Below are 23,284 nucleotides of genomic sequence, written 5' to 3' on the forward strand. Positions count from 1 at the left end.
ACGTATTATGGAATTTATCCACTTTATCATTGATTTTATTTTACATATTGATGTGCACCTGGCTGAACTGGTTGCCAACTATGGTGTCTGGGTTTACGGGATACTGTTTCTTATCCTGTTTTGTGAAACCGGGTTAGTTGTGACACCGTTCCTGCCTGGCGATTCTTTGCTGTTTGTTGCCGGGGCGCTGTCTGCTTTACCGGGCAACGACCTGAACGTGCATATTATGGTGGTGCTGTTGGTCGCTGCGGCAATTATTGGTGATGCCGTCAACTATACTATTGGGCGGGTGTTTGGTGAGCGGTTGTTCAGTAACCCGAACTCAAAGATTTTCCGGCGCAGCTATCTCGAAAAGACCCATGCGTTTTATGAGCGTCACGGTGGTAAAACGATAATTCTGGCGCGTTTTGTGCCTATCGTGCGGACTTTTGCTCCCTTTGTTGCTGGCATGGGGCATATGTCTTACCGGCATTTTGCATTGTTTAACGTCACTGGTGCAATTTTGTGGGTGTTGCTGTTCAGCTATGCCGGTTACCTGTTCGGAGACCTGCCGGTAGTACAGGACAACCTGAAATTGTTGATTGTGGCAATTATCGTGTTGTCGGTTTTACCCGGTGTTGTGGAAATTATTCGCCACAAACGCGCAGCAGCACGTCAGGCTCGCCAGATAAAAGAGTAAGCCAAGGGGTTCGACCACTTTTTTATCCAAAGTCGGGCCCGGTTATGGTTTAATGAGCAACATTTATGGTCTGTGGGCGGAGAAAATGGCATTATGCGCCCCCACAGAAAAACTGGCATCGACCAGGTTCAGGCAGAAAGGTCATCAATGAGCTGGATTGAACGAATTCTCAATAAGAGCAACATTACCCCAACCCGCCGCGCTAACATCCCGGAAGGGGTGTGGACGAAATGTGACAGCTGCGGACAGGTGCTGTACCGCGCTGAGCTGGAGCGCAACCTTGAGGTGTGCCCGAAGTGTGATCACCATATGCGCATGTCTGCGCGTGCACGCCTGCATACCTTGTTAGATGAAGATTCGCTGGTAGAGTTGGGAAGTGAACTTGAGCCTAAAGATGTGCTGAAGTTCAAAGACTCCAAGAAATACAAAGATCGCCTGGCAACTGCCCAAAAAGAAACGGGTGAGAAAGATGCACTGGTCGTAATGAAAGGCACACTGTATGGCATGCCGGTTGTTGCGGTTGCATTTGAGTTTGCTTTTATGGGCGGCTCAATGGGCTCTGTCGTCGGTGCGCGCTTTATTCGTGCTGTTGAACAGGCGCTCGAAGATAACTGCCCGCTGGTTTGTTTTTCTGCATCAGGTGGTGCACGTATGCAGGAAGCACTGATGTCGTTGATGCAAATGGCTAAAACCAGTGCAGCATTAGCAAAAATGCAGGAACGCGGCTTGCCGTATATTTCTGTACTGACCGACCCAACTATGGGTGGTGTATCAGCCAGTTTCGCCATGCTTGGTGATTTGAATATTGCCGAACCAAAAGCACTGATTGGCTTTGCCGGTCCGCGTGTTATTGAGCAAACTGTGCGTGAGAAATTGCCACCAGGTTTCCAGCGCAGTGAGTTCCTGATTGAAAAAGGGGCGATTGATATGATTATTCGCCGCCCGGAAATGCGCCTGAAACTGGCACAAATTCTGGCGAAACTGACTAATCAGCCTGCTCCAAACCCGGATGAAACTGCCGTCATTACGCCGGTAGTTCCCGAAGAAGGCGATGAAGCCTGACAAGACTCCACGGGCGGCGCATACAGCGCTGCCCGTTCTACTATTGAATACAGTTATGCAGAACGGCGTTTATGAAACACGAATTGCATCTTGAAGCCACGTCGCCTTTGGCAACGTGGCTTTCTTATCTGGAAAATCTCCACTCCAAAACCATTGATCTGGGGCTTGAGCGTGTTGCGAAAGTCGCGGACACAATGGGTGTTCGCAAACCAGCTCCTTTTGTTTTTACCGTTGCCGGAACGAATGGCAAAGGCACAACTTGCCGCATGCTGGAAACCACGCTGATTGCCGCCGGGTATCGGGTTGGTGTCTACAGTTCTCCGCATTTGGTTCGCTATACCGAACGGGTGCGTATTCAGGGGCAGGAACTGGATGCCGGGCAACATACAGCGTCATTCGCTGCAATAGACTCTGCGCGTGGGGAGACATCTCTCACCTATTTTGAATTTGGTACGTTATCGGCGCTGTATCTGTTTAAACAGGCTGCCGTCGATGTGGCTATTCTGGAAGTTGGCCTGGGTGGGCGCCTTGATGCGACCAACATTGTTGACTGTGATGTTGGCGTTATTACCAGTATCGCGCTGGACCATACCGACTGGCTTGGCCCTGATCGCGAGAGCATTGGCCGGGAAAAAGCCGGTATTTTGCGTGGTGGTAAACCGGCGATCGTCGGCGAGCCCGATATGCCCGAGACCATCGCGCAGGTAGCGCAGGATAAAGGCGCGCTATTGAGCCGGGTAGGGCAGGACTGGTGTTACTCGGTTAACGAGCAACACTGGCGTTTCAGCGATAAGTTCGGTGAGCTGGGCAACCTTCCGCTGCCTCTGGTGCCGCAGCCTAATGCTGCCACTGCGCTGGCAGCACTGCGCGCCAGTGGGCTCAGTGTTACTGAACAGCATATTCGGGACGGCTTGCGTAATGCCACTTTGCCCGGGCGTTTTCAGGTTGTGGCTCACTCACCACAGGTGATTCTGGATGTGGCACATAATCCGCATGCGGCGGGTTATCTCGCCACCCGGTTAGCGGCATTGCCAAAGGCCGGGCGAGTTCTTGCCGTGGTTGGCATGCTGCACGATAAAGACATCCAGGGTACGCTGGCATGTTTGTCACCACAGGTAGATAGCTGGTATTGTGCTCCTCTGGAAGGGCCGCGTGGTGCTTCGGCAGAAACGCTGGTGGCGCATCTTCCCGGGGCCAGCACTTGGCCTGATGTAGCACACGCCTGGCGGGCAGCAATGGCGGATGCGGCCCCAGAAGATACCGTGCTGGTATGTGGCTCATTCCATACTGTGGCACATGTAATGGAAGAAATGGACGCGGGGACGACGGGTGGCAAGTAAGTTTCAAAACCGGTTAGTGGGCACTGTGGTGCTGGTTGCGCTGGCAGTTATTGTCTTGCCAGGGCTGCTCGACGGGCAAAAAAAGCACTATCAGGATGAGTTTGCAGCAATTCCGCTGGTCCCAAAAGCGGGTGACAAAGACGAAAACGACTTATTGCCGCCAGCCAGCCAGCCTATTCCGGCTCAACCTCCTGAAGGGGCGGCTGAAGAGGTAAGGGCGAGCAATGCTTCCAACTCGTCAATTGATACGGCAAATTTACCAGCCAATACCGGAGCCGGGCTGGATGCCATCCCGGTCGAAAGGGATTCTTCTGCATCCGGGCGTAACACGCAGGCTGTCACTCGCCAACCAGGTGCGGGTAAAACCACGGCGCAGCAACCTGTTTCCCAACCGGTCACTCAACCGAAAGTGCCGGTGAAAGAGGATACGCCACCCACACCTGAAGGTAAGGCATATGTGGTGCAACTCGGTGCGCTGAAAAATGCTGACAAAGTGAATGAGATAGTCAGTAAATTACGTGCTTCAGGTTACCGGGTGTATACCTTGCCAACCACACCCGTTCAGGGGAAAATCACCCGGATTCTGGTCGGCCCGGAAGCATCGAAAGACAAACTCAAAGCTTCTCTTGGAGATTTGCACAGTTTGTCCGGGCTTAACGGGGTGGTGATGAATTACAGCGTTCATTAACACTTTGGCAGGTAAAGAATATCAGGGGTAAGCGTTACGCTTGCCGCCTGGATAAGTGCCCGTTACACGGGCTCAGGGTTGTGGCGTTGAGCGTTTTTTCAACGCCATTTTTATTTTTGCACGGGAAGGAAATCCCTACGCAAACGTTTTCTTTTTCTGTTAGAATGCGCCCCGAATCGGATGTCAGGGCGGTAAATCGTGGGACTTGAAATGGTCTGGATAGATTACGCCATTATTGCGGTGATAGGTTTTTCCTGTCTGGTCAGCCTGATCCGTGGCTTTGTACGTGAAGCATTATCGTTGGTGACATGGGGCTGCGCTTTCTTTGTTGCCAGCCATTACTATACGTATCTGGCAGTCTGGTTCACTGGCTTTGAAGAAGAGCTGGTGCGAAATGGAATTGCGATTGGCATTTTGTTTGTCGCGACACTGATAGTCGGTGCTATTGTCAACTATGTCATTGGCACGCTGGTTCAGAAAACGGGCCTGTCCGGTACAGACCGGGTGCTGGGTATCTGTTTTGGTGCTTTGCGTGGTGTGCTCATTGTTGCCGCTATCCTGTTTTTTCTCGATACCTTTACCGGTATGGCGAAAAGCGAAGACTGGCAAAAATCGCAATTGGTTCCGCAGTTCAGTTTCATCATCAGGTGGTTTTTTGACTACCTGCAAAGCTCGTCGAGTTTCTTACCCCGGTAATTGTATCGGGGGGTGTGGCAAAGAACACACTGGCCTCCAGGCCTGTTATATTCAGGTGGGGTAACGGCTGTGTGTTCATGATGAGGAAAAGACAACATGTGCGGTATTGTCGGTATCGCCGGTGTTATGCCGGTAAACCAGTCGATTTATGACGCGTTAACGGTGTTACAACACCGTGGGCAGGATGCCGCTGGCATCATCACCATTGATGAAAACAATTGTTTTCGCCTGCGTAAAGCAAATGGCCTGGTGAGTGATGTATTTGAAGCCCGGCATATGCAACGTTTGCAGGGCAATATGGGGCTCGGCCATGTTCGTTACCCGACTGCTGGCAGTTCAAGCGCATCTGAAGCACAGCCGTTCTATGTGAACTCTCCTTATGGTATTACCCTGGCGCATAACGGTAACCTGACTAATGCTCATGAGTTACGCAAAAAGCTGTTCGAAGAAAAACGTCGCCACATCAATACCACCTCAGATTCTGAAATTCTGCTGAATATTTTTGCCAGCGAACTGGATAACTACCGCCATTACCCTCTTGAAGCAGATAATATCTTCTCTGCTATTGCCGGCACTAACCGCCAGATCCGTGGTGCGTATGCCTGTGTTGCAATGATCATTGGGCATGGCATGGTGGCTTTCCGCGATCCACACGGTATCCGTCCGTTGGTGCTGGGTAAACGCGAAGTCAGCGACGGGCGTACCGAGTACATGGTTGCTTCGGAAAGCGTCGCGCTGGATACCCTGGGTTTTGATTTCATTCGTGACGTCGCACCGGGTGAAGCGGTGTACATTACCGAGAAAGGCCAACTGTTTACTCGCCAGTGTGCCGATAACCCCACCAGTAACCCTTGCCTGTTTGAATACGTTTATTTCGCCCGTCCGGATTCTTTCATCGATAAGATTTCCGTTTACAGCGCTCGCGTGGGTATGGGGACAAAATTGGGTGAGAAGATTGCCCGTGAATGGGAAGATCTGGATATCGATGTGGTGATTCCAATTCCGGAAACCTCCTGCGATATCGCACTGGAAATTGCCCGTATTCTGAATAAACCTTACCGCCAGGGTTTTGTGAAAAACCGCTATGTAGGCCGTACTTTTATCATGCCCGGGCAGCAGTTACGCCGTAAATCAGTGCGCCGTAAGCTTAATGCCAACCGCGCTGAATTCCGTGATAAAAATGTCCTGCTGGTAGATGACTCCATCGTGCGCGGAACCACTTCCGAACAGATTATCGAAATGGCGCGTGAAGCCGGAGCGAAGAAAGTGTATCTGGCATCCGCTGCGCCAGAGATTCGTTTCCCGAATGTGTACGGTATTGATATGCCGAGCGCAAACGAGCTGATTGCCCATGGTCGCGAAGTGGATGAGATCCGCGAGTTAATTGGTGCTGATGGACTGATTTTCCAGGATCTCAATGATCTGATTGAGGCTGTACGTGCCGAGAACCCGGATATTCAGCAATTCGAATGCTCAGTGTTCAATGGGGTTTATGTCACGAAAGATGTTGACCATAACTACCTTGAGTACCTGGAATCATTGCGTAACGACGACGCCAAAGCTGTGCAGCGCCAGAACGAAGTAGAAAGCCTGGAAATGCATAACGAAGGCTGATAATCACTCGCTTTGTTCCTGGGCCCCGGTGCAACAATCTGCACCGGGGCCTTTGTTTTTATGGTAAACAGCGAACGGGTAAGTACGAAATAAGTGCAAGACGGCTTCCCATGCTCATCGAAAAATGCCTGCCTGCACTGGTTGGGTGCGAAAGTTCAGTACGTGCACACTTATGGCGCGTTTTTGCAGGCGCGATCAAAACCTCGATATTTACTCTTTGATAACACGCAAAATTAGCTTTTCCTCGCAAGCATAGCTGCTATCTTTCATTGGCAGGCCTTGATGCAACGTTTTTTTAACAAACTGGCGAATCTGCCTGAAGTTAAAAAAGTGGCACGGTAAGTGCAAGCTTCAGTATGCAAAACACAACACTACAAAACACAACACATCACGTAAAACGTCTGAACTCTTGAGGGTAAAGTATGAAGAAGAAGGTTCTTGCACTGTCTTTGCTGTTAGGACTGACCGCAGCCAGCAGTGTTTTCGCAGCAATTCCTAAAGATATCCGCATTGGTACCGACCCAACTTATGCTCCTTTCTCTTCTAAGGATGCCAGCGGTAAACTCGTGGGCTTTGATATCGACCTTGGTGATGCCATGTGTGCCAAAATGCATGCTAAATGCACCTGGGTTAGCAGTGATTTCGATGCGCTTATTCCGTCTCTGAAAGCCAAAAAAATCGACGCTATCATTTCTTCTCTCTCTATCACTGAAAAACGTCAGCAGGAAATTGCTTTCTCCGAGAAGCTTTACGCTGCAGACTCTCGCCTGATTGCTGCCAAAGGCTCACCGATTCAGCCAACGCTTGCTTCGCTGAAAGGCAAGCATGTCGGCGTCCTGCAGGGCTCTACTCAGGAAGCATATGCTAATGAAAAATGGCGTCCGCAAGGGGTTGATGTTATCTCCTACCAGACCCAGGACCTTATCTATTCAGACCTGGTTGCAGGCCGCCTGGATGCAGCATTCCAGGATGAAGTGGCTGCCAGCGAAGGCTTCCTGAAACAACCAGCTGGTAAAGACTTTGCCTTTGCCGGCCCGTCAGTAAAAGATAAGAAATACTTTGGTGATGGTACTGGTGTTGGTCTGCGTAAAGAAGATGCTGACCTGAAAGCGGCCTTTGATAAAGCATTTGATGAAGTTCGCAAAGACGGTACTTACGACAAACTGGCTAAGAAATATTTTGATTTCAATGTTTACGGCGAGTAAGCCAACCCTATAGTCTGTCGTCAGGCCAGCCACAACGGTGGCTGGCCGGGGATGTGGGTAAGGTATGTGCCTTTTTGGTGCAGGATGAAACCCTGTCGTATGGTTTTGGTGCGTAGTGTGCACCAAAATGGGGTGCGCGAATTACGGTGTCAGGTCACCATAATAATAACTTATTGTGGTATCTAAGATTATTCTTCACCGTTTTCTTCCATGCTGGCACAGAATCTGCTATTACCCCCTGACAAAAATTGTCATTCAGGACAAGTACAGTCTATTGAGGATGAGTATGAATAAGAAGGTTTTCGCCCTTTCACTGGCATTATTGTGCTCCAGTGTTTCCACAGCATTCGCGGCATTTCCTGAGAGTATCCGTATCGGGACCGACCCAACCTATGCCCCCTTTGAGTCGAAAAGTGCCAGTGGGGAACTGGTCGGTTTTGATATCGACCTGGCGAAAGAGCTTTGTAAACGAATCCATACCAAGTGCACCTTTGTAGAAAGCCCGCTGGATGCGCTGATCCCTTCTCTCAAGGCGAAAAAAATAGACGCCATCATGTCTTCACTCTCCATCACAGAAAAACGCCAGCAGCAGATTGCCTTTACCGACAAACTGTATGCGGCTGATTCTCGTCTGGTGGTGGCAAAAGGTTCCCCTATCCAGCCAACGGTTGAATCCCTCAAAGGGAAGCGTGTTGGTGTGTTGCAGGGTACCGTTCAGGAAACTTACGGTAATACATACTGGGCGCCTAAAGGCATTGAGATAGTCTCTTACCAGGGGCAGGACTCCATTTACGCAGACCTGATGGCCGGGCGTATTGATGCGGCGTTCCAGGATGAAGTGGCTGCCAGTGAAGGTTTTCTGAAGCAACCGGAAGGGAAAAGCTACCAGTTTGGTGGCCCGTCCGTGAAAGACGACAAACTGTTTGGCGTCGGCACGGGGATGGGGATCCGCAAAGAGGATAACGAGTTGCGGGAAGCGCTCAACAAAGCCTTCGCCGACATGCGTAAAGATGGTACTTACGACAAGCTGGCGAAGAAATATTTTGATTTTGATGTCTACGGTGGTTAACGGTCACCAGTGATGCAACCTGCTCCAACGGGAGCAGGTTCGTATCGGAAAGACACTGACGGCAGGATACGCACCATGTTGTATGGTTTTTCGCACGTTATTTTCCAGGGGGCGATTGTCACCCTTGAACTGGCAATCACTTCAGTACTCCTGTCAGTGATTATTGGGTTGGTTGGTGCCGGAGGGAAACTTTCAGGCAGCAAACCGCTGGCGTTCTTTTTTGAATGCTATACCACATTGATTCGTGGTGTTCCTGATCTGGTGTTGATGTTGTTGATCTTCTATGGTCTGCAAATTGCGCTTAATGCTGTGACCGATGCTTTCGGTATGGCGCAGATAGATATCGATCCGATGGTTGCCGGGATCATCACGCTGGGCTTCATTTATGGCGCGTATTTTACGGAAACCTTCCGTGGCGCTTTTCTGGCGGTTCCCAAAGGTCAGATTGAAGCCGCGACCGCATTCGGTTTTACCGGCTGGCAGATATTCAACCGGATTCTGTTCCCCTCAATGATGCGCTTTGCACTGCCTGGTATTGGTAACAACTGGCAGGTAATTTTGAAAGCAACCGCGCTGGTATCACTGCTTGGCCTGGAAGATGTGGTTAAAGCCACACAGCTTGCCGGGAAAAGTACCTGGCAACCGTTCTACTTTGCCATTGTTTGTGGGTTGATATATTTAGTGTTTACCACGGTATCAAATGGGGTCCTGCTGATGCTGGAACGCCGTTATTCAGTGGGCGTGAAGAGGGCAGACTTGTGATTGATATTATCCACGAATACTGGCAACAACTGCTCTGGACCGACGGTTACCGTTTTACTGGTGTCGCAATTACCTTATGGCTGCTTATCGCCTCGGTAGTGATGGGGGGCATCATGGCATTGTTTTTGTCGATAGCCCGCGTCTCCAGTAATAAATTTGTGGCGTTTCCGGTGTGGCTGTTTACCTATATTTTTCGCGGTACACCGCTGTATGTACAGTTACTGGTGTTTTATTCCGGGATGTATACGCTGGAAGTTGTCAAAGGCAATATGCTGCTCAATGAGTTTTTCCGCAGTGGCCTGAACTGTACGATACTGGCGCTGACACTGAACACCTGTGCTTATACTACGGAAATATTTGCCGGCGCGATCCGCTCTGTGCCACACGGTGAAATTGAAGCCGCCCGGGCATATGGCTTTTCTTCTGTTAAGTTGTATCGCTGCATTATTTTGCCTTCTGCGCTGCGTATTGCGCTTCCGGCGTACAGCAATGAAGTGATTCTGATGCTGCACTCTACCGCACTGGCGTTTACCGCAACGGTGCCGGATCTGCTCAAAGTTGCCCGTGATATTAACTCGGCAACCTATGAACCTTTTACCGCGTTTGGTATTGCCGCTGTGCTTTATCTGGCGATTTCGTTCTGCCTGATAAGCCTGTTCCGCAAAGCTGAAAAACGCTGGCTCCAGCATGTTAAACCTGCCTCAACGCACTAAGTGATAGCCATGGCCGAAAATAAATTAAACGTATCTGATCTGCATAAACATTACGGTGAGCATGAAGTGCTGAAAGGGGTCTCATTAAAGGCGAATGCCGGAGATGTCATCAGTATTATTGGCTCGTCAGGTTCAGGGAAAAGTACTTTCCTGCGCTGCATTAACTTTCTGGAAAAACCCAGCGAAGGCACGATTATCGTTAATAACGAGAATATTACGTTAGTCCGTGACAAAGACGGCCAACTGAAAGTTGCCGATAAAAATCAACTGCGCCTGCTGCGCACTCGCCTGACCATGGTGTTCCAGCACTTCAACTTGTGGGGGCACATGACAGTTCTTGAAAACGTCATGGAAGCACCCGTACAAGTGCTGGGCTTAAATAAAGCCGAAGCAAAAGCGCGCGCTATTAAATACCTGGAAAAAGTGGGTATTGATGAGCGGGCACAGGCGAAATACCCGGTTCATTTATCTGGTGGCCAGCAGCAACGTGTTTCTATTGCTCGCGCTCTGGCTATGGAGCCTGAAGTCCTGCTGTTTGATGAACCAACTTCTGCACTGGATCCGGAGCTGGTGGGCGAAGTGCTGCGCATTATGCAGCAACTGGCTGAAGAGGGGAAAACCATGGTGGTTGTTACCCATGAAATGGAGTTTGCCCGCCATGTTTCCAGCCACGTTATTTTCCTGCACAAAGGGAAAATTGAAGAAGAAGGGAAGCCTGAGGATGTGTTTACTAATCCGCAAAGCCCCCGTTTGCAGCAATTCCTCAGTGGCGCGCTGAAATAATCCTGCACCCGTTGTGGCGCGCTTAATGCTGGGTATTCAGCCCTAAGCGCGCCACTCAGGTCACATTCTGTAAAGCATCTTCAAGTTGAAACCAGCGAAAGCCAAAACCTGACTGCTCAAGGCGGCGAGGTAACGCATTCTGGCCACCCAGTACCAGTGTGGCGGATTCACCCATCATCAGGCTTATTACCCGGGCAGGTACGCGTAAAATTGCCGGGCGGTTTACTGCTTCTCCCAGCAATTGTGTAAACCTGGCATTTCTGACCGGGTAAGGCGCCACCATATTAAAAGGCCCTTGTAGTGGGTTATCCAGCAACCAAATAATGGCGTTCACCATATCGTCAATATGGATCCATGACAGATACTGGTGCCCGTCACCTAACGGGCCGCCGAGCCCAAGGCGAAACAGCGGTAACAATTTACTCATCATGCCGCCATCAGGTGCCAGAACCACGCCGGTGCGCAGTAAACAGACTCGGGTGTGCGGGCTTTGTGCCTGCAAAGCAATGGCTTCCCATTTTGCACAAAGCTCATGAGTAAACGCGTTATGTGGAGTGTCTTCTTCGGTCACGACTTCATCGCCGGTATCGCCGTAAAAACCCACAGCGGAACCGGAGAGAAAAATAGCCGGGGGTTGGTTGCTGGTATGGATCATTTCTACCAGGCGTTGGGTGATACGCCAGCGGCTTTGGCATAAGCGCTGTTTCTGCGTTGCAGACCAGCGTTTATCGGCAATGGGTTCACCGGCAAGATTAATGACAGCGTCGAACCCATCAAGCGTGGGGTGTTCATCCAGGCTCTGCCAGAGCGTAACCCTTGGGTCGAGCAACTGCCGGGCCCGCTCCGGGGAGCGGGTGACCACGGTAATACTGTGGCCTGTCTCTATCAAAGGAGGGATAAGGTGACGCCCAATCAGACCTGTACCACCTGTCAGCAAAACTTGCATATTCCCTCCCGGAGCATTAATCAGGCATCGCGACGCCAGCTCATACTCATAGAAACTGAGTCTGCGTAACGCAACGCGTGCAGTTTATCGATTTCAACTTCAGCATAAGTGACCCAGTCATGCTGGCGTGCGATATCAAGCACATCCTGAGTTAATTTTTCTAACAACGAAAAACGATGATTCTCAACGTGCTGGATAACCGCTTTGGTAATAGTCCGGTAATTCAGCGCATCTTTAATGTCTTCGCTATGCCGGGCATTATCTGCTGGATAATGCAGCGTAATATTAATCACGACATCCTGCCGGTTAGCGATTTCTTCATCTTTGATACCAATGAACGTACGCAGCCTGAGATTTTTAATTCGAATAATAGCATCCTGATACGACATGCAAGTGTGCCTCCTGATTATCTTTATAGCGCCATAATACACGAGCTTTTCCGGTCATGGGAGGTCAAAATCTGGGGTGTGTGCTGGTATAAACGCAGGAAATTTCTTTTCTTTGCAGTGAGTTATATTGCAAGCCAGTGCTGAAGCAGAAAATCCGGCTTTACATGCAGGCTTGCTGGAATGGTGCTGAAATTCGTTGTATTTTTTCTCATGGGTCAATGCGAATGGAGAAACTTATGAGTCAGCCAACAATCTGTCTGTGGTCAGATGCTTGTTTTCACAGCCCTTATGTCATGTCTGTATTTGTTGCTTTAAAAGAAAAGGGGCTGTCATTCACCCTGAAAACCATCGACCTGGATTCCGGGCAGAATCATCAGAGCGGCTGGGCAGGTTTTGACATTACGCGGCGTGTACCCGTGCTGGATGTGGATGGCTTTTTACTGGCGGAGTCATCTGCCATTACGGAGTATCTGGAAGACACGTTTGCTCCGCCAACCCGGCAACGGATCTACCCGGTAGAGGCACAGTTGCGGGCCAAAGCACGTGAAATTCAGGCCTGGTTGCGTTCAGACCTGGCTGCTTTGCGCCAGGAACGTTCCACTGGCGTGATTTTTGCCGGGCAACACTTCGATCCATTGACTCCCCGGGGGGAAGCAGATGCACAGCGCCTGATTCACCTGGCCTCCTCTCTGATTGAGCCTTCACAACATAATTTATTTGGTGAATGGTGTATTGCCGACACAGATCTGGCACTGATGCTTAATCGCCTGATCATGCACGGTGACCCTGTGCCAGAGAATTTGGTTGAATATGCCACTGTCCAGTGGCAAAGATCCTCCGTTCAGCAATATGTCGCACTTTCCGCCAGGCATTCTGCCTGATGCGCTGGCACTATTGCTTGCCACTCAGCCTGTCTGAGCATGATAAGCACAGGAGTGTGTAATGAAATTGATGTTTGCTTCAGATATTCATGGTGCGTTGCCAGCCTGCCAGCGGGTACTGGAAATTTTTGCTGCCAGTGATGCGCAGTGGCTGATTATTCTTGGTGATGTGCTCAACCATGGGCCACGTAACGCGCTGCCCGAAGGCTATGCGCCTGCCCAGGTTGCGGAGCAGCTAAATGCGGTGGCTTCGCGAGTTATTGCTGTGCGCGGTAACTGCGACAGCGAAGTAGACCAAATGCTGTTGTCATTCCCGATAACAGCGCCATGGCAGCAAGTGCTGCTTCCTGAACAACGCCTTTTTCTGACACACGGACACCTGTATCATCCAGAGAAGCTACCTCCGCTGGGGCTCAGTGATGTGCTGGTGTTTGGTCATACGCATATTCCAGTCGCCGAGCAGCGTGGGGATATTTTTCTGTTCAACCCCGGCTCAGTGAGTATTCCTAAGGGGGGATATCCGGCCAGTTATGGCATGCTGGATGGGGAACAGATGCGGGTTCATAATCTGGAAAATCACGATGTTATTGCACAGGTATGCATAACGCCGTAATTTACTTCGACAAAACAAATGCGCCAACAGAGCGCCTGAACAAAAAGGTTACCGATGGTGGAACAGGACTCAAATTCTGGCACGGAGTGGGTGGACATTGTCAATGAAGACAATGAAGTGATTGCACAGGCCAGCCGTGCGCAAATGCGCGCGCAGCGGTTACGGCATCGCGCCACTTATATCGTGGTACATGACGGCATGGGGAAAATTCTGGTGCAACGGCGCACAGAAATTAAAGACTTCATGCCGGGTATGCTGGATGCCACGGCTGGTGGAGTGGTGCAGGCTGACGAAGTGCTGCTCGATTCCGCTCGCCGCGAAGCAGAAGAAGAGCTGGGTATTGCGGGTGTACCTTTCGCTGAACATGGCCAGTTTTACTTTGAAGATGAGAATTGCCGGGTTTGGGGCGGGTTGTTCAGTTGTGTCTCTCACGGGCCATTTGCCCTTCAGGAAGAAGAAGTCAGCGAAGTGTGCTGGATGCTGCCTGAAGAAATCACCGCACGTTGTGATGAATTCACACCAGATTCACTTAAAGCGCTGGCGTTGTGGATGAGCCGTAATGGCGGGGCAGAGAACAAGCCTGCAGCCGGAAAGACGGCAGAAACGGAACCTGCTGAGCCTTCAAAAGCTGAAGCTTCTGGCGAAGAAGATTCACCTGCTGCACAGTGAACCTAATGGCCTGTATCAGGCCCTGAGGCTGATGACAAACCTCATGTCCGCACAGAACGAGAGGATGTCACCCAATAAAAAACCAGGAAAATCAATTCATTGATTTTCGCCCACTAACTAAAAAGAAGGAAAAACCACGCTTTTTCCTTCTTTTTTATCAATCTGTGGGCCTGTATCAGGCCCTGATTAACAACTTTCCCGCATACATAATGTTGATTTAATGGGCTTCTGGTTTGGCTGAGTTTCCCCGTTAAGCCGTGCCAGTAATGCCTTGCCTGCCTCAATACCTATCTCGCGGTGCGGCACCGACAACGTAGTCAATGGCGGCTGGCAGACTTTCGCAACATCACTGTCACCAAACCCGACAACCGCCAGGTCATCAGGGACTTTAATTCTGCGGCGCTGGCATTCATATAGTGCGCCACAGGCCAGCTCATCTGACACACATACCAGTGCATCCAGTTCCGGCCAGGCCAGCAGGAATTCGGGTAATTGTGCTGCGCCGGTGGAAAACGTCGGCGGAGCGGCTGCATTAATGACTCTGTTGGGGGAAATATGGTGGCGTAACATGGCCTTATACCAGCCCTGCAAATGCTGCTGGAAAATCCATTGCTCCTGGTTTGCGCACAGCAGGCCAATATTCTGGTAGCCGCGCTCAATCAGCATACTGGTCAGTTCAAACATGGCGGCAACGTTATCAATGCCAATATTCATATCAACCGGATCTGCCCGCGTGGCACCTATCTCCATAACCGGGATCCCGGCATTGCCCAGCCAGGTACGGACATTATCGCTGTGCTCAACACTCAGAAGAATGGCTGCGGCCAGATTAGAAGCAAGCAGGGTTTCCAGTAGCTTTTCTTCCTGCTCCAGGCGGTGGCGCGATTCCGCCAGCATAATTTGGTAGCCGGCAGGTTGTAACACCTGCTGTAACCCGGCGAACATCTCGGTACAGCCAGACTCCGCTAAATTTGGCACCACCATGGCAATGGTATAGGACGATGCCGATGCCAGAGCGCTGGCTGCCAGGTTGGGTAAATACCCCAGCTCATTGACTGCTGCGTTGATTTTTTCCCGTAATTTGTCAGAAACCTGATCAGGGGTACGCAGTGCGCGTGAAACTGTCATGGTGCCGACACCGGCTAACTGCGCGACATCGGCCAGCGTGACTTTGCCGGTGCTGCGTCTTTTTCGGGTTAAAGACATGCTCGTTCCTGTATCAAAGGTGTAGCACTTACTCACTTTTCACATAAAAATCGTGGGTTATTATCCTGATATTATAGGGGGTAACCTTCTCTGGTTACTGTTTTTTGTGCAACCTTTCATTTTTTGATAGCGCTATCACATATCGGTGATATTCCCTCTGATAGCGCTATCTTTGAGAAGTCTGTCACGGTCAGAACCCGCTGGCTTGCCTAAAGTTTGCCCATAACTGAAGGGACAGGAGCACATTATGCTTTCACAGTGGTTACATGATGGGACCATACAGTGCCGTGAGCGTGCAGAAAACTGGCAACAGGCACTGCACCTGAGTGCTGAACCTCTGCTTAAAGCGGAAGTGATTACCCCGGGCTACGTTCAGGCGGTGATAACCCAGCATGAAAAACTGGGGCCGTATTATGTGCTGGCCCCGGGGCTGGCAATGCCACACACACGGCCAGAGGATGGCGCACAGGGAATGGGGTTGTCATTACTGAAACTTGAACAGGGTGTGGCATTTGGCTCTGCCGATTTTGACCTGGTTACCACCATTATTATGCTGGCAGCACCCGACAGCCACAGCCATATCAATATGATATCTGCCCTGGCTGAATTGTTTTCCTGCGATGAGGATTTACAGAAACTACATCATGCTAATTCAGTGGAGGATATTAAAGAAATCCTTTCTCACTACTAAACAGATAATTATAAATAAGATACTCAATGTAATTTAGATTACAGGTGGGATGCGGTACGGTTTTGGGCCTGCATTTGGCTATATCAACCGGGGCTTTCAATATGCCATTCTGCCTGAAAATTTAAATATAGCGGGTGTTAATATTACTCTCCTGTTGTCTGCACAGGACAACTTCCCTGTACGCTACAAAAAGGTAAACATAATGAAGATAATGGCAATATGTGGATCAGGTCTCGGCAGTAGTTTTATGGTTGAGATGAATATTAAAAAGGTGCTTAAAAGAATTAATGTTGAGGCAGAGGTTGAACATGCTGATTTATCCTCTGCCACACCCGGTGCGGCTGACTTATTTGTCATGGCGAAAGATATAGCTGCCAGCGCCAGCGTACCGGAGCATCAACTTTTGGTAATCAATAATATTATTGATATTAACGAGCTTGAAGCAAAGCTTGCGGCTTATTTTTCAGACCGTTAACAGACTAATATAAGTGAGGCCGGTATGTTCCTTTCAGGCGTGCTCAGTTTTATTGTCGATATACTCAAGGTACCTTCAGTGCTGGTTGGTGTCGTGGCATTAATTGGGTTGCTGGCACAGAAAAAATCCTTCTCTGATACAGTCAAAGGGACAATTAAAACTATTCTTGGTTTTATTGTCCTGGCAGGTGGTGCATCGGTATTATTAACCTCGTTAAATCCACTGGGAGGTATGTTTGAACATGCGTTCAATATTCAGGGGATAATTCCTAACAATGAGGCTGTTGTCTCTATTGCACTGGAAAAATATGGTGCATCCACCGCGCTTATCATGGCTTTCGGCATGGTGGCAAATATTATTATTGCTCGTTTTACCCGGCTGAAATACATCTTCCTGACCGGGCATCATACATTTTATATGGCGTGTATGATTAGCGTGATTCTCACTGTAGCCGGGTTTGAAGGTGTGGGGCTGGTATTTACTGGCGCATTGACCCTGGGGCTGGTAATGGCTTTTTTCCCGGCGCTGGCTCAACGTTATATGCAAAAGATCACCGGGAATGATGAAATTGCCTTTGGCCACTTCGGTACGCTGGGTTATGTGTTATCCGGGTGGATTGGCAGCAAATGCGGTAAAGGCTCGCGTTCAACGGAAGAGATGAATCTGCCGAAAAACCTCAGTTTTTTACGTGACAGTTCCATCTCTATTTCTCTGACCATGATTGTGATTTACATGATCCTCGCTATTTGTGCCGGGCAGGGGTATGTCGAAACGCAATTAAGTGGTGGCCAGCACTTCCTGGTGTACTCCATTATTCAGGCAATTACCTTCGCGGCAGGGGTTTTCATTATTCTGCAAGGTGTGCGTTTGATTCTTGCCGAGATTGTACCGGCGTTCACCGGTTTTTCTGAAAAACTGGTCCCAAATGCCCGCCCGGCACTGGATTGCCCGGTCGTATATCCCTATGCACCTAATGCCGTACTGGTCGGCTTCTTGTTCAGTTTTCTTGGCGGACTGGTTGGGTTGTTTTTACTGGGGCAGTTTAAGTTAGTGTTGATCCTGCCCGGTGTAGTGCCGCATTTCTTTACCGGTGCTACTGCTGGTGTTTTTGGTAACGCTACCGGAGGGCGCCGTGGTGCCATGTTGGGCGCGTTTGCTAACGGTCTGTTGATCACTTTTCTTCCTGTCCTGTTACTGCCGGTTCTGGGGGCGCTGGGGTTTGCCAACACCACATTCTCCGATGCGGACTTTGGCGTGATCGGCATTCTGCTGGGTAACCTGGCGCGTTACTTCTCTCCGGGCGTCATTATGGGGCTGGTTGTTGCGTTGTTTGCCCTGCTGGTGGCTTTCAATTACCTGGTGAAAAAGAAACCTCAGGAAAACAGTGCGGTTGATAACCAGGGAGGTTCGAATGGCTTCAGTAAATGAAATCGCGACGTTTGCCCGGCAAATTCGCATTGAAACCTTACGGGCTCTGAATCATTTAGGTTTTGGGCACTATGGCGGCAGTATGTCTGTGGTTGAGACGCTGGCGGTGTTGTACGGTGATGTCATGCACACAGACCCACAACACCCGGACTGGCCGGAACGGGATTACTTTGTGTTATCCAAAGGGCATGCCGGGCCGGCACTGTACAGCACGCTGGCACTGAAAGGGTACTTCCCGGTTGCACAGTTACTGACTCTCAATGAAAACGGCACCCATTTGCCCAGCCATCCGGACAGGTTAAAAACCCGCGGTGTGGATGCCACTACCGGCTCACTGGGGCAGGGAGTATCCATTGCCGGGGGCATTGCACTGGCACATCAACTGGCCGGGAAACCGAACCGGGTGTTCTGCATAGTGGGCGATGGTGAACTGAATGAAGGGCAGTGCTGGGAAGCATTCCAGTTCATTGCGCACCATAAGCTTAATAACCTGGTGTTGTTTGTTGACTGGAATAAGCAGCAGTTGGATGGGCCACTGAGCGAAATTATCAGCCCCGGGGATTTAAGTGCAAAATTCAGGGCATTTGGTTTCGCGGTGACACAGGTTAAAGGGGATGATATCGCCGGAATACAGGCGGCTGTTGCGCCGGTCTCATTACCGGGCGACGCACCACGGGTGGTTATTCTGGATAGCATAAAAGGGCAGGGGGTGCCCTGCCTGGAGGCGTTGCCGAACTCACACCATTTGCGGCTGACTCCCGATATGCAAACGACACTTGAGCGTGAACTGGCACAACTGGAGGTGATGCATGATTAAACTGGCTCCTTTGGGTGAGAAAGACAGTATTGAGATGCGCAAAGTGTATGCCGGCTTTGTTCGCGAGCAAATTCGCCAGAACAGCGGCATTATCGCGCTGGAAGCAGACCTGATGAGCTCGATGGCAATGGATACCGTGCAGGCCGAGTATCCCCGGGATGTGATTAACTGCGGGATCATGGAAGCCAACGTGATTGGCACCGCCGCAGGGTTGTCACTGGCCGGGCGCAAACCTTTTGTGCATACCTTTACGGCATTCGCCAGCCGCCGCTGTTTTGACCAGTTGTTTATGGCACTGGATTACCAGCGCAATAATGTGAAAGTGATTGCCTCGGATGCTGGTGTTACTGCCTGCCACAACGGTGGTACGCACATGTCATTTGAAGATATGGGGATTGTGCGTGGCCTGGCGCATGCGGTTGTGCTGGAAGTGACAGACAGCGTGATGTTCAGTGACATCCTGCACCAGCTTATCGGGCTTGATGGGTTCTACTGGGTGCGCACCATTCGCAAACAGGCCCGGCGTATTTATGAGCCCGGTACCACCTTTACCATTGGCAAAGGGAATGTTTTACGGGAAGGGCGTGATATTACGCTGATAGCCAACGGGATTATGGTTGCAGAGGCGTTGGATGCGGCAACGATACTGGCACACCAGGGAGTGGACGCCGCGGTGATTGATATGTTCACCCTGAAACCGATAGACCGCATGCTGGTAAAAAATTATGCGGAGAAAACCGGGCGAGTGGTGACCTGTGAAAACCATAATATCCACAATGGGCTGGGTTCTGCTGTAGCGGAAGTATTAAGCGAGACTTGCCCGGTGCCATTGCGGCGGGTCGGCGTGAAGGACCAGTATGGCCAGGTGGGCACCCAGGACTACCTGCAACGCACCTACGGGCTGACTTGCGCAGATATTGTCGCTGCGGCGCAGGAGCTGTTGGAGTAGCAGTTAGCTGTTATCAAATAAAAAAGGCAGCCCGCAGGCTGCCTTTTCACATGGCTTTCAACAAATCATTAGCTTTGTTGAGAAGACTGAATCGCGGTCAGTGCGATGGTGTAAACAATATCGTCTACCAACGCGCCACGGGACAAGTCGTTAACCGGTTTGCGCATACCCTGCAGCATCGGCCCAATGGAAATCAGGTCGGCAGAACGCTGTACGGCTTTATAGGTGGTGTTACCAGTGTTCAGGTCAGGGAAGATGAACACAGTGGCACGGCCAGCAACCGGAGAGTTCGGCGCTTTGGATTTTGCCACATCAGCCATAACTGCTGCGTCATATTGCAGCGGGCCATCGATAACCAGGTCCGGGCGTTTTTCCTGAGCCAGGCGAGTTGCTTCACGAACTTTCTCAACATCGCTACCGGCACCAGAGTTACCAGTAGAGTAGGAAAGCATAGCAACGCGCGGTTCAATACCGAAAGCAATTGCAGAATCAGCAGACTGAATTGCGATTTCAGCCAGTTGTTCGGCAGTCGGATCCGGGTTGATTGCACAGTCACCGTAAACATAAACCTGTTCCGGCAGCAGCATGAAGAAAACAGAAGAAACCAGTGAGCTGCCTGGTGCAGTTTTAATCAACTGCAGCGGCGGGCGAATGGTGTTGGCAGTGGTGTGAACCGCACCAGATACCAGGCCATCAACTTCATCCTGTTCCAGCATCAAAGTACCCAGAACAACGTTGTCTTCCAGTTGTTCACGGGCAACAGCTTCGGTCATACCTTTGTTTTTACGCAGTTCAACCAGGCGAGGTACATAGCTTTCACGTACTACATCCGGGTCAACAATTTCGATACCTGCGCCCAGTTCAACGCCCTGAGAAGCTGCAACACGGTTCACTTCTTCCGGGTTACCTAACAGGATACAGGTGGCGATACCACGGTCAGCACAGATAGACGCCGCTTTAATAGTACGCGGTTCATCACCTTCTGGCAGCACGATACGTTTAGCCGCTTTGCGTGCCAGTTCAGTTAACTGGTAACGGAAAGCAGGCGGAGACAGGCGACGGCTACGTTCAGACGTTGCAGTCAGAGACTCAATCCAGTCGCTGCTGATGTGGCTGGCAACGTATTCCTGAACTTTCTCAACACGCTCATGGTCATCAGCCGGTACTTCCAGGTTGAAGCTCTGCAGGCTTAAAGAAGTCTGCCAGGTGTTGGTGCTAACCATAAATACAGGCAGGCCGGTTGCGAAAGCACGTTCGCACAGTTTACCAATGCGTTCGTCCATTTCGTAGCCGCCAGTCAGCAGCAGTGCGCCAATTTCAACGCCATTCATTGCGGCCAGGCAGGCTGCAACCAGAACGTCAGGGCGATCAGCAGAAGTTACCAGCAGTGAACCCGGACGGAAATGTTCCAGCATATGAGGAATACTGCGAGCACAGAAAGTCACGGATTTCACACGGCGGGTATTGATGTCACCTTCGTTGATGATGGTGGCATTCAGGTGTTTCGCCATGTCGATAGCACGAGTCGCAATCAGATCAAAGCTCCACGGAATACCGCCAAGAACTGGCAGCGGGCTTTTCTCTGCCAGAACTTTGGCATCAATGCTGACTACTTTAGCTTTGCTGGAATCATCAAAGATTTCAGACAGGTCAGGACGGGTACGACCTTGTTCATCAACCGGAGCATTCAGTTTGTTAACAATAACGCCAGTGATGTTGGTGTTTTTGCTGCCGCCAAAAGAGTTGCGGGTCAGCTCAATACGTTCCTGAATTTGCTCAACTGTATCAGTACCCTGAGACATAACGAAAACAATCTCAGCGTTCAGGGTTTTGGCAATTTCATAGTTCAGAGACTGCGCAAACTGATGTTTGCGTGTTGGAACCAAACCTTCAACCAGTACCACTTCCGCATCTTTGGTGTTTTCGTGGTAGCGGGCAATAATCTCTTCCATCAGCACGTCTTTCTGGTTGCTGGACAGCAGAGACTCAACATGGTGCATTGTCAGCGGTTCAGCAGCAGTCACGTTGGAGTTGGCACGCACGATAGTGGTGGTCTGGTCCGGAGTATTGCCGCCAGTACGAGGCTGAGCGATTGGTTTGAAGACGCTTAAACGAACGCCTTTACGTTCCATAGCGCGGATAACACCGAGGCTGACGCTGGTCAGGCCTACGCTGGTTCCGGTAGGAATAAGCATAATAGTACGGGACACGTTGAATCCTCTTTCACACTGGCACCTGCTGGCAGGCGCATTGGGAGTGTCGTTAAAACAGCACCGCCAGCGAGGCTGGCGGTGAAGATATTAAGCAGTCAGGCGAAGCGCGTCTTGCGCGATAACCAGTTCTTCGTTGGTCGGGATGACCATGGCGAGAGTGGTGCCTTCTTTGTTGATGAAACCAGAGTTACCAAAACGGGCAGCCAGGTTACGTTCGTGGTCAACTTCAAAGCCCAGAACACCCAGTTTAGCCAGAGACAGTTCACGAACCATCGCAGCGTTTTCACCAATACCGCCGGTGAATACAACGCCGTCCAGACGGCCTTCCATCATTGCAGTGTATGCACCGATGTATTTCGCCAGGCGGTGGCAGTAAACGTCCATGGCGCGTTTTGCGTCATCTTTGGTTTGGTAGTTATCTTCAACATAACGGCAGTCGCTGGTGACTTCAGTCAGACCAAGCAGACCAGATTCTTTGGTCAGCAGTTTGTTGATCTGTTCAATGCTCATACCCAGGGTGTCATGCAGATGGAACACGATAGCCGGGTCGATATCACCAGAACGTGTACCCATTACCAGGCCTTCCAGCGGGGTCAGACCCATGGAGGTATCAACGCATTTCCCGTTACGGATTGCAGAAACAGAACCACCATTGCCCAGATGGCAGGTGATGATGTTCAGTTCTTCAACCGGTTTGTTCAGCATTTTGGCCGCTTCCTGAGTTACATAGAAGTGGCTGGTGCCGTGAGCGCCATAACGACGGATGCCGTGCTCTTTGTACAGGCTGTACGGCAGCGCATACAGGTAAGATTCCTGCGGCATGGTCTGATGGAACGCGGTGTCGAAAACGGCAACGTTTTTGTTGGCCAGATTCGGGAATGATTTCAGTGCTTCAGCGATACCAATCAGGTGCGCCGGGTTATGCAAAGGTGCAAAAGAGGACGCATCTTTGATACCCTGAACAACAGTATCGTCAATGACAACAGAGCTGGTGTATTTTTCGCCACCGTGAACAATACGGTGACCAATTGCGACCAACTGGGCAGACAGTTCAGGTTTTTGTGCCAGAATGGTATTAACGATGAAGTTCAACGCTTCGCTGTGCGCAGCGCCGGCACCCAGTGCCGCTTCTTCTTTATTACCGCTCATTTTCCATTTGATGCGTGCTTCAGGCAGGTGGAAGCATTCGGCTAAACCAGAGAGGTACTCGTCACCATTAGTTGCATCGATGATTGCGAATTTCAGTGAGGAGCTACCGCAGTTCAGAACCAGTACTAACTTACTCGACATGGAAGTACCTATTATTTGATACGTGGCTAAAAAAACGTCAGTGAGTCTTTCATCGTAGCGCAAGATGACGCTGACATTTATGATTAACGTCATGCCCGAAACGTTT

Annotated in this window: 24 protein-coding genes; 19 read left to right on the forward strand and 5 right to left on the reverse strand. The window is 50.5% G+C overall.

The window, feature by feature from the left end:
* Positions 1 to 7: 7 nt before the first annotated feature.
* The 11 genes from DES37_RS09835 to hisP all read left to right on the forward strand — a co-directional run bounded on the left by DES37_RS09835 (position 8) and on the right by hisP (position 10,611).
* The gene (locus DES37_RS09835; RefSeq protein ID WP_036116055.1) at positions 8 to 679 is read left to right on the forward strand and encodes a DedA family protein; all 672 of its coding nucleotides are present in this window, start codon (positions 8 to 10) and stop codon (positions 677 to 679) included.
* A gap of 147 nt (positions 680 to 826) precedes the next feature.
* Positions 827 to 1,741: an acetyl-CoA carboxylase, carboxyltransferase subunit beta gene (gene accD / locus DES37_RS09840; protein WP_170123754.1), complete on the forward strand. Its 915-nt coding sequence runs from the start codon at positions 827 to 829 to the stop codon at positions 1,739 to 1,741.
* 71 nt (positions 1,742 to 1,812) lie between these two features.
* Positions 1,813 to 3,081, forward strand: coding sequence for a bifunctional tetrahydrofolate synthase/dihydrofolate synthase (folC, locus tag DES37_RS09845; protein WP_110025683.1), 1,269 nt, complete (start codon positions 1,813 to 1,815; stop codon positions 3,079 to 3,081).
* A complete protein-coding gene (dedD, locus tag DES37_RS09850) occupies positions 3,071 to 3,769 on the forward strand; it encodes a cell division protein DedD (RefSeq protein ID WP_110025684.1) in 699 nt (232 codons plus the stop codon). Before folC ends, dedD begins: the two co-directional genes overlap by 11 nt.
* Before the next feature lie 210 nt (positions 3,770 to 3,979).
* Positions 3,980 to 4,465: a colicin V production protein gene (gene cvpA, locus DES37_RS09855; protein WP_036116044.1), complete on the forward strand. Its 486-nt coding sequence runs from the start codon at positions 3,980 to 3,982 to the stop codon at positions 4,463 to 4,465.
* 96 nt (positions 4,466 to 4,561) lie between these two features.
* Entirely contained in the window at positions 4,562 to 6,079 is a 1,518-nt protein-coding gene (gene purF / locus DES37_RS09860) for an amidophosphoribosyltransferase (protein WP_036116041.1), read from the forward strand.
* 422 nt (positions 6,080 to 6,501) lie between these two features.
* Positions 6,502 to 7,284 carry a lysine/arginine/ornithine ABC transporter substrate-binding protein ArgT gene (gene argT / locus DES37_RS09865; RefSeq protein ID WP_036116040.1) on the forward strand — a complete coding sequence of 261 codons (783 nt, stop codon included), beginning with the start codon at positions 6,502 to 6,504 and terminating at the stop codon, positions 7,282 to 7,284.
* A 286-nt stretch (positions 7,285 to 7,570) separates the two neighbouring features.
* Positions 7,571 to 8,353: a histidine ABC transporter substrate-binding protein HisJ gene (gene hisJ / locus DES37_RS09870; protein WP_036116039.1), complete on the forward strand. Its 783-nt coding sequence runs from the start codon at positions 7,571 to 7,573 to the stop codon at positions 8,351 to 8,353.
* A 75-nt stretch (positions 8,354 to 8,428) separates the two neighbouring features.
* Complete coding sequence (locus tag DES37_RS09875; protein ID WP_110025685.1) at positions 8,429 to 9,115, forward strand: histidine ABC transporter permease HisQ; 687 nt, start codon at positions 8,429 to 8,431, stop codon at positions 9,113 to 9,115.
* A complete protein-coding gene (locus DES37_RS09880) occupies positions 9,112 to 9,828 on the forward strand; it encodes an ABC transporter permease (RefSeq protein WP_036116036.1) in 717 nt (238 codons plus the stop codon). Before DES37_RS09875 ends, DES37_RS09880 begins: the two co-directional genes overlap by 4 nt.
* 9 nt (positions 9,829 to 9,837) lie before the next feature.
* A complete protein-coding gene (gene hisP / locus DES37_RS09885) occupies positions 9,838 to 10,611 on the forward strand; it encodes a histidine ABC transporter ATP-binding protein HisP (protein WP_036116034.1) in 774 nt (257 codons plus the stop codon).
* Positions 10,612 to 10,666: 55 nt separating this feature from the next.
* On the opposite strand, the gene DES37_RS09890 is transcribed toward hisP, so the two are convergent.
* Positions 10,667 to 11,557 carry a TIGR01777 family oxidoreductase gene (locus DES37_RS09890; RefSeq protein WP_110025686.1) on the reverse strand — a complete coding sequence of 297 codons (891 nt, stop codon included), beginning with the start codon at positions 11,555 to 11,557 and terminating at the stop codon, positions 10,667 to 10,669.
* A gap of 20 nt (positions 11,558 to 11,577) precedes the next feature.
* Positions 11,578 to 11,946 carry a dihydroneopterin triphosphate 2'-epimerase gene (gene folX, locus DES37_RS09895; protein ID WP_036116031.1) on the reverse strand — a complete coding sequence of 123 codons (369 nt, stop codon included), beginning with the start codon at positions 11,944 to 11,946 and terminating at the stop codon, positions 11,578 to 11,580.
* Positions 11,947 to 12,182: 236 nt separating this feature from the next.
* Here folX and yfcF point away from each other — a divergent pair, with 236 nt between their 5' ends.
* From yfcF to yfcD, 3 genes are all read left to right on the forward strand, one after another.
* Positions 12,183 to 12,827 (forward strand): glutathione transferase, encoded by a 645-nt coding sequence (yfcF, locus tag DES37_RS09900; RefSeq protein WP_110025687.1) that lies wholly within the window; start codon positions 12,183 to 12,185, stop codon positions 12,825 to 12,827.
* Positions 12,828 to 12,888: 61 nt separating this feature from the next.
* Positions 12,889 to 13,440, forward strand: a complete 552-nt coding sequence (gene yfcE, locus DES37_RS09905) for a phosphodiesterase (RefSeq protein WP_036116027.1) — start codon at positions 12,889 to 12,891, stop codon at positions 13,438 to 13,440.
* 54 nt (positions 13,441 to 13,494) lie between these two features.
* The gene (gene yfcD / locus DES37_RS09910) at positions 13,495 to 14,109 is read left to right on the forward strand and encodes an NUDIX hydrolase YfcD (RefSeq protein ID WP_110025688.1); all 615 of its coding nucleotides are present in this window, start codon (positions 13,495 to 13,497) and stop codon (positions 14,107 to 14,109) included.
* A 186-nt stretch (positions 14,110 to 14,295) separates the two neighbouring features.
* Here yfcD and DES37_RS09915 read toward each other — a convergent pair whose 3' ends face one another.
* Entirely contained in the window at positions 14,296 to 15,315 is a 1,020-nt protein-coding gene (locus DES37_RS09915) for a LacI family DNA-binding transcriptional regulator (protein WP_036116026.1), read from the reverse strand.
* 247 nt (positions 15,316 to 15,562) lie between these two features.
* On the opposite strand from DES37_RS09915, the gene DES37_RS09920 reads away from it, so the two are divergent.
* From DES37_RS09920 to DES37_RS09940, 5 genes are all read left to right on the forward strand, one after another.
* Positions 15,563 to 16,006 (forward strand): PTS sugar transporter subunit IIA, encoded by a 444-nt coding sequence (locus DES37_RS09920; RefSeq protein WP_110025689.1) that lies wholly within the window; start codon positions 15,563 to 15,565, stop codon positions 16,004 to 16,006.
* A 202-nt stretch (positions 16,007 to 16,208) separates the two neighbouring features.
* The gene (locus DES37_RS09925) at positions 16,209 to 16,481 is read left to right on the forward strand and encodes a PTS sugar transporter subunit IIB (protein ID WP_036116446.1); all 273 of its coding nucleotides are present in this window, start codon (positions 16,209 to 16,211) and stop codon (positions 16,479 to 16,481) included.
* Between the two features lie 24 nt (positions 16,482 to 16,505).
* On the forward strand, positions 16,506 to 17,909 hold the full coding sequence (locus DES37_RS09930; protein ID WP_110025690.1) for a PTS ascorbate transporter subunit IIC: 1,404 nt from the start codon (positions 16,506 to 16,508) through the stop codon (positions 17,907 to 17,909).
* Positions 17,893 to 18,726, forward strand: coding sequence for a transketolase (locus DES37_RS09935; protein ID WP_110025691.1), 834 nt, complete (start codon positions 17,893 to 17,895; stop codon positions 18,724 to 18,726). Before DES37_RS09930 ends, DES37_RS09935 begins: the two co-directional genes overlap by 17 nt.
* Complete coding sequence (locus DES37_RS09940) at positions 18,719 to 19,675, forward strand: transketolase family protein (protein ID WP_036116017.1); 957 nt, start codon at positions 18,719 to 18,721, stop codon at positions 19,673 to 19,675. The genes DES37_RS09935 and DES37_RS09940 overlap by 8 nt, the downstream gene beginning before the upstream one ends.
* 68 nt (positions 19,676 to 19,743) lie before the next feature.
* Here the strand turns inward: DES37_RS09940 and pta are convergent, their stop codons facing one another.
* Complete coding sequence (gene pta / locus DES37_RS09945; RefSeq protein WP_036116012.1) at positions 19,744 to 21,885, reverse strand: phosphate acetyltransferase; 2,142 nt, start codon at positions 21,883 to 21,885, stop codon at positions 19,744 to 19,746.
* A gap of 90 nt (positions 21,886 to 21,975) precedes the next feature.
* The gene (ackA, locus tag DES37_RS09950; protein ID WP_110025692.1) at positions 21,976 to 23,178 is read right to left on the reverse strand and encodes an acetate kinase; all 1,203 of its coding nucleotides are present in this window, start codon (positions 23,176 to 23,178) and stop codon (positions 21,976 to 21,978) included.
* Positions 23,179 to 23,284 lie beyond the last annotated feature (106 nt).

Origin of the sequence: Mangrovibacter plantisponsor (assembly GCF_003182475.1) — a bacterium.
Classification (GTDB): domain Bacteria; phylum Pseudomonadota; class Gammaproteobacteria; order Enterobacterales; family Enterobacteriaceae; genus Mangrovibacter; species Mangrovibacter plantisponsor.

Coding starts and splice junctions, on each gene's coding strand:
- yfcD (WP_110025688.1), top strand. CDS start 13,495: ATGGTGGAACAGGACTCAAATTCTGGCACGGAGTGGGTGGACATTGTC.
- DES37_RS09835 (WP_036116055.1), top strand. CDS start 8: ATGGAATTTATCCACTTTATCATTGATTTTATTTTACATATTGATGTG.
- hisJ (WP_036116039.1), top strand. CDS start 7,571: ATGAATAAGAAGGTTTTCGCCCTTTCACTGGCATTATTGTGCTCCAGT.
- DES37_RS09915 (WP_036116026.1), bottom strand. CDS start 15,315: ATGTCTTTAACCCGAAAAAGACGCAGCACCGGCAAAGTCACGCTGGCC.
- accD (WP_170123754.1), top strand. CDS start 827: ATGAGCTGGATTGAACGAATTCTCAATAAGAGCAACATTACCCCAACC.
- yfcF (WP_110025687.1), top strand. CDS start 12,183: ATGAGTCAGCCAACAATCTGTCTGTGGTCAGATGCTTGTTTTCACAGC.
- DES37_RS09930 (WP_110025690.1), top strand. CDS start 16,506: ATGTTCCTTTCAGGCGTGCTCAGTTTTATTGTCGATATACTCAAGGTA.
- hisP (WP_036116034.1), top strand. CDS start 9,838: ATGGCCGAAAATAAATTAAACGTATCTGATCTGCATAAACATTACGGT.
- argT (WP_036116040.1), top strand. CDS start 6,502: ATGAAGAAGAAGGTTCTTGCACTGTCTTTGCTGTTAGGACTGACCGCA.
- folC (WP_110025683.1), top strand. CDS start 1,813: ATGAAACACGAATTGCATCTTGAAGCCACGTCGCCTTTGGCAACGTGG.
- DES37_RS09875 (WP_110025685.1), top strand. CDS start 8,429: ATGTTGTATGGTTTTTCGCACGTTATTTTCCAGGGGGCGATTGTCACC.
- yfcE (WP_036116027.1), top strand. CDS start 12,889: ATGAAATTGATGTTTGCTTCAGATATTCATGGTGCGTTGCCAGCCTGC.
- ackA (WP_110025692.1), bottom strand. CDS start 23,178: ATGTCGAGTAAGTTAGTACTGGTTCTGAACTGCGGTAGCTCCTCACTG.
- DES37_RS09935 (WP_110025691.1), top strand. CDS start 17,893: ATGGCTTCAGTAAATGAAATCGCGACGTTTGCCCGGCAAATTCGCATT.
- DES37_RS09890 (WP_110025686.1), bottom strand. CDS start 11,557: ATGCAAGTTTTGCTGACAGGTGGTACAGGTCTGATTGGGCGTCACCTT.
- DES37_RS09940 (WP_036116017.1), top strand. CDS start 18,719: ATGATTAAACTGGCTCCTTTGGGTGAGAAAGACAGTATTGAGATGCGC.
- DES37_RS09920 (WP_110025689.1), top strand. CDS start 15,563: ATGCTTTCACAGTGGTTACATGATGGGACCATACAGTGCCGTGAGCGT.
- cvpA (WP_036116044.1), top strand. CDS start 3,980: ATGGTCTGGATAGATTACGCCATTATTGCGGTGATAGGTTTTTCCTGT.
- folX (WP_036116031.1), bottom strand. CDS start 11,946: ATGTCGTATCAGGATGCTATTATTCGAATTAAAAATCTCAGGCTGCGT.
- DES37_RS09925 (WP_036116446.1), top strand. CDS start 16,209: ATGAAGATAATGGCAATATGTGGATCAGGTCTCGGCAGTAGTTTTATG.
- purF (WP_036116041.1), top strand. CDS start 4,562: ATGTGCGGTATTGTCGGTATCGCCGGTGTTATGCCGGTAAACCAGTCG.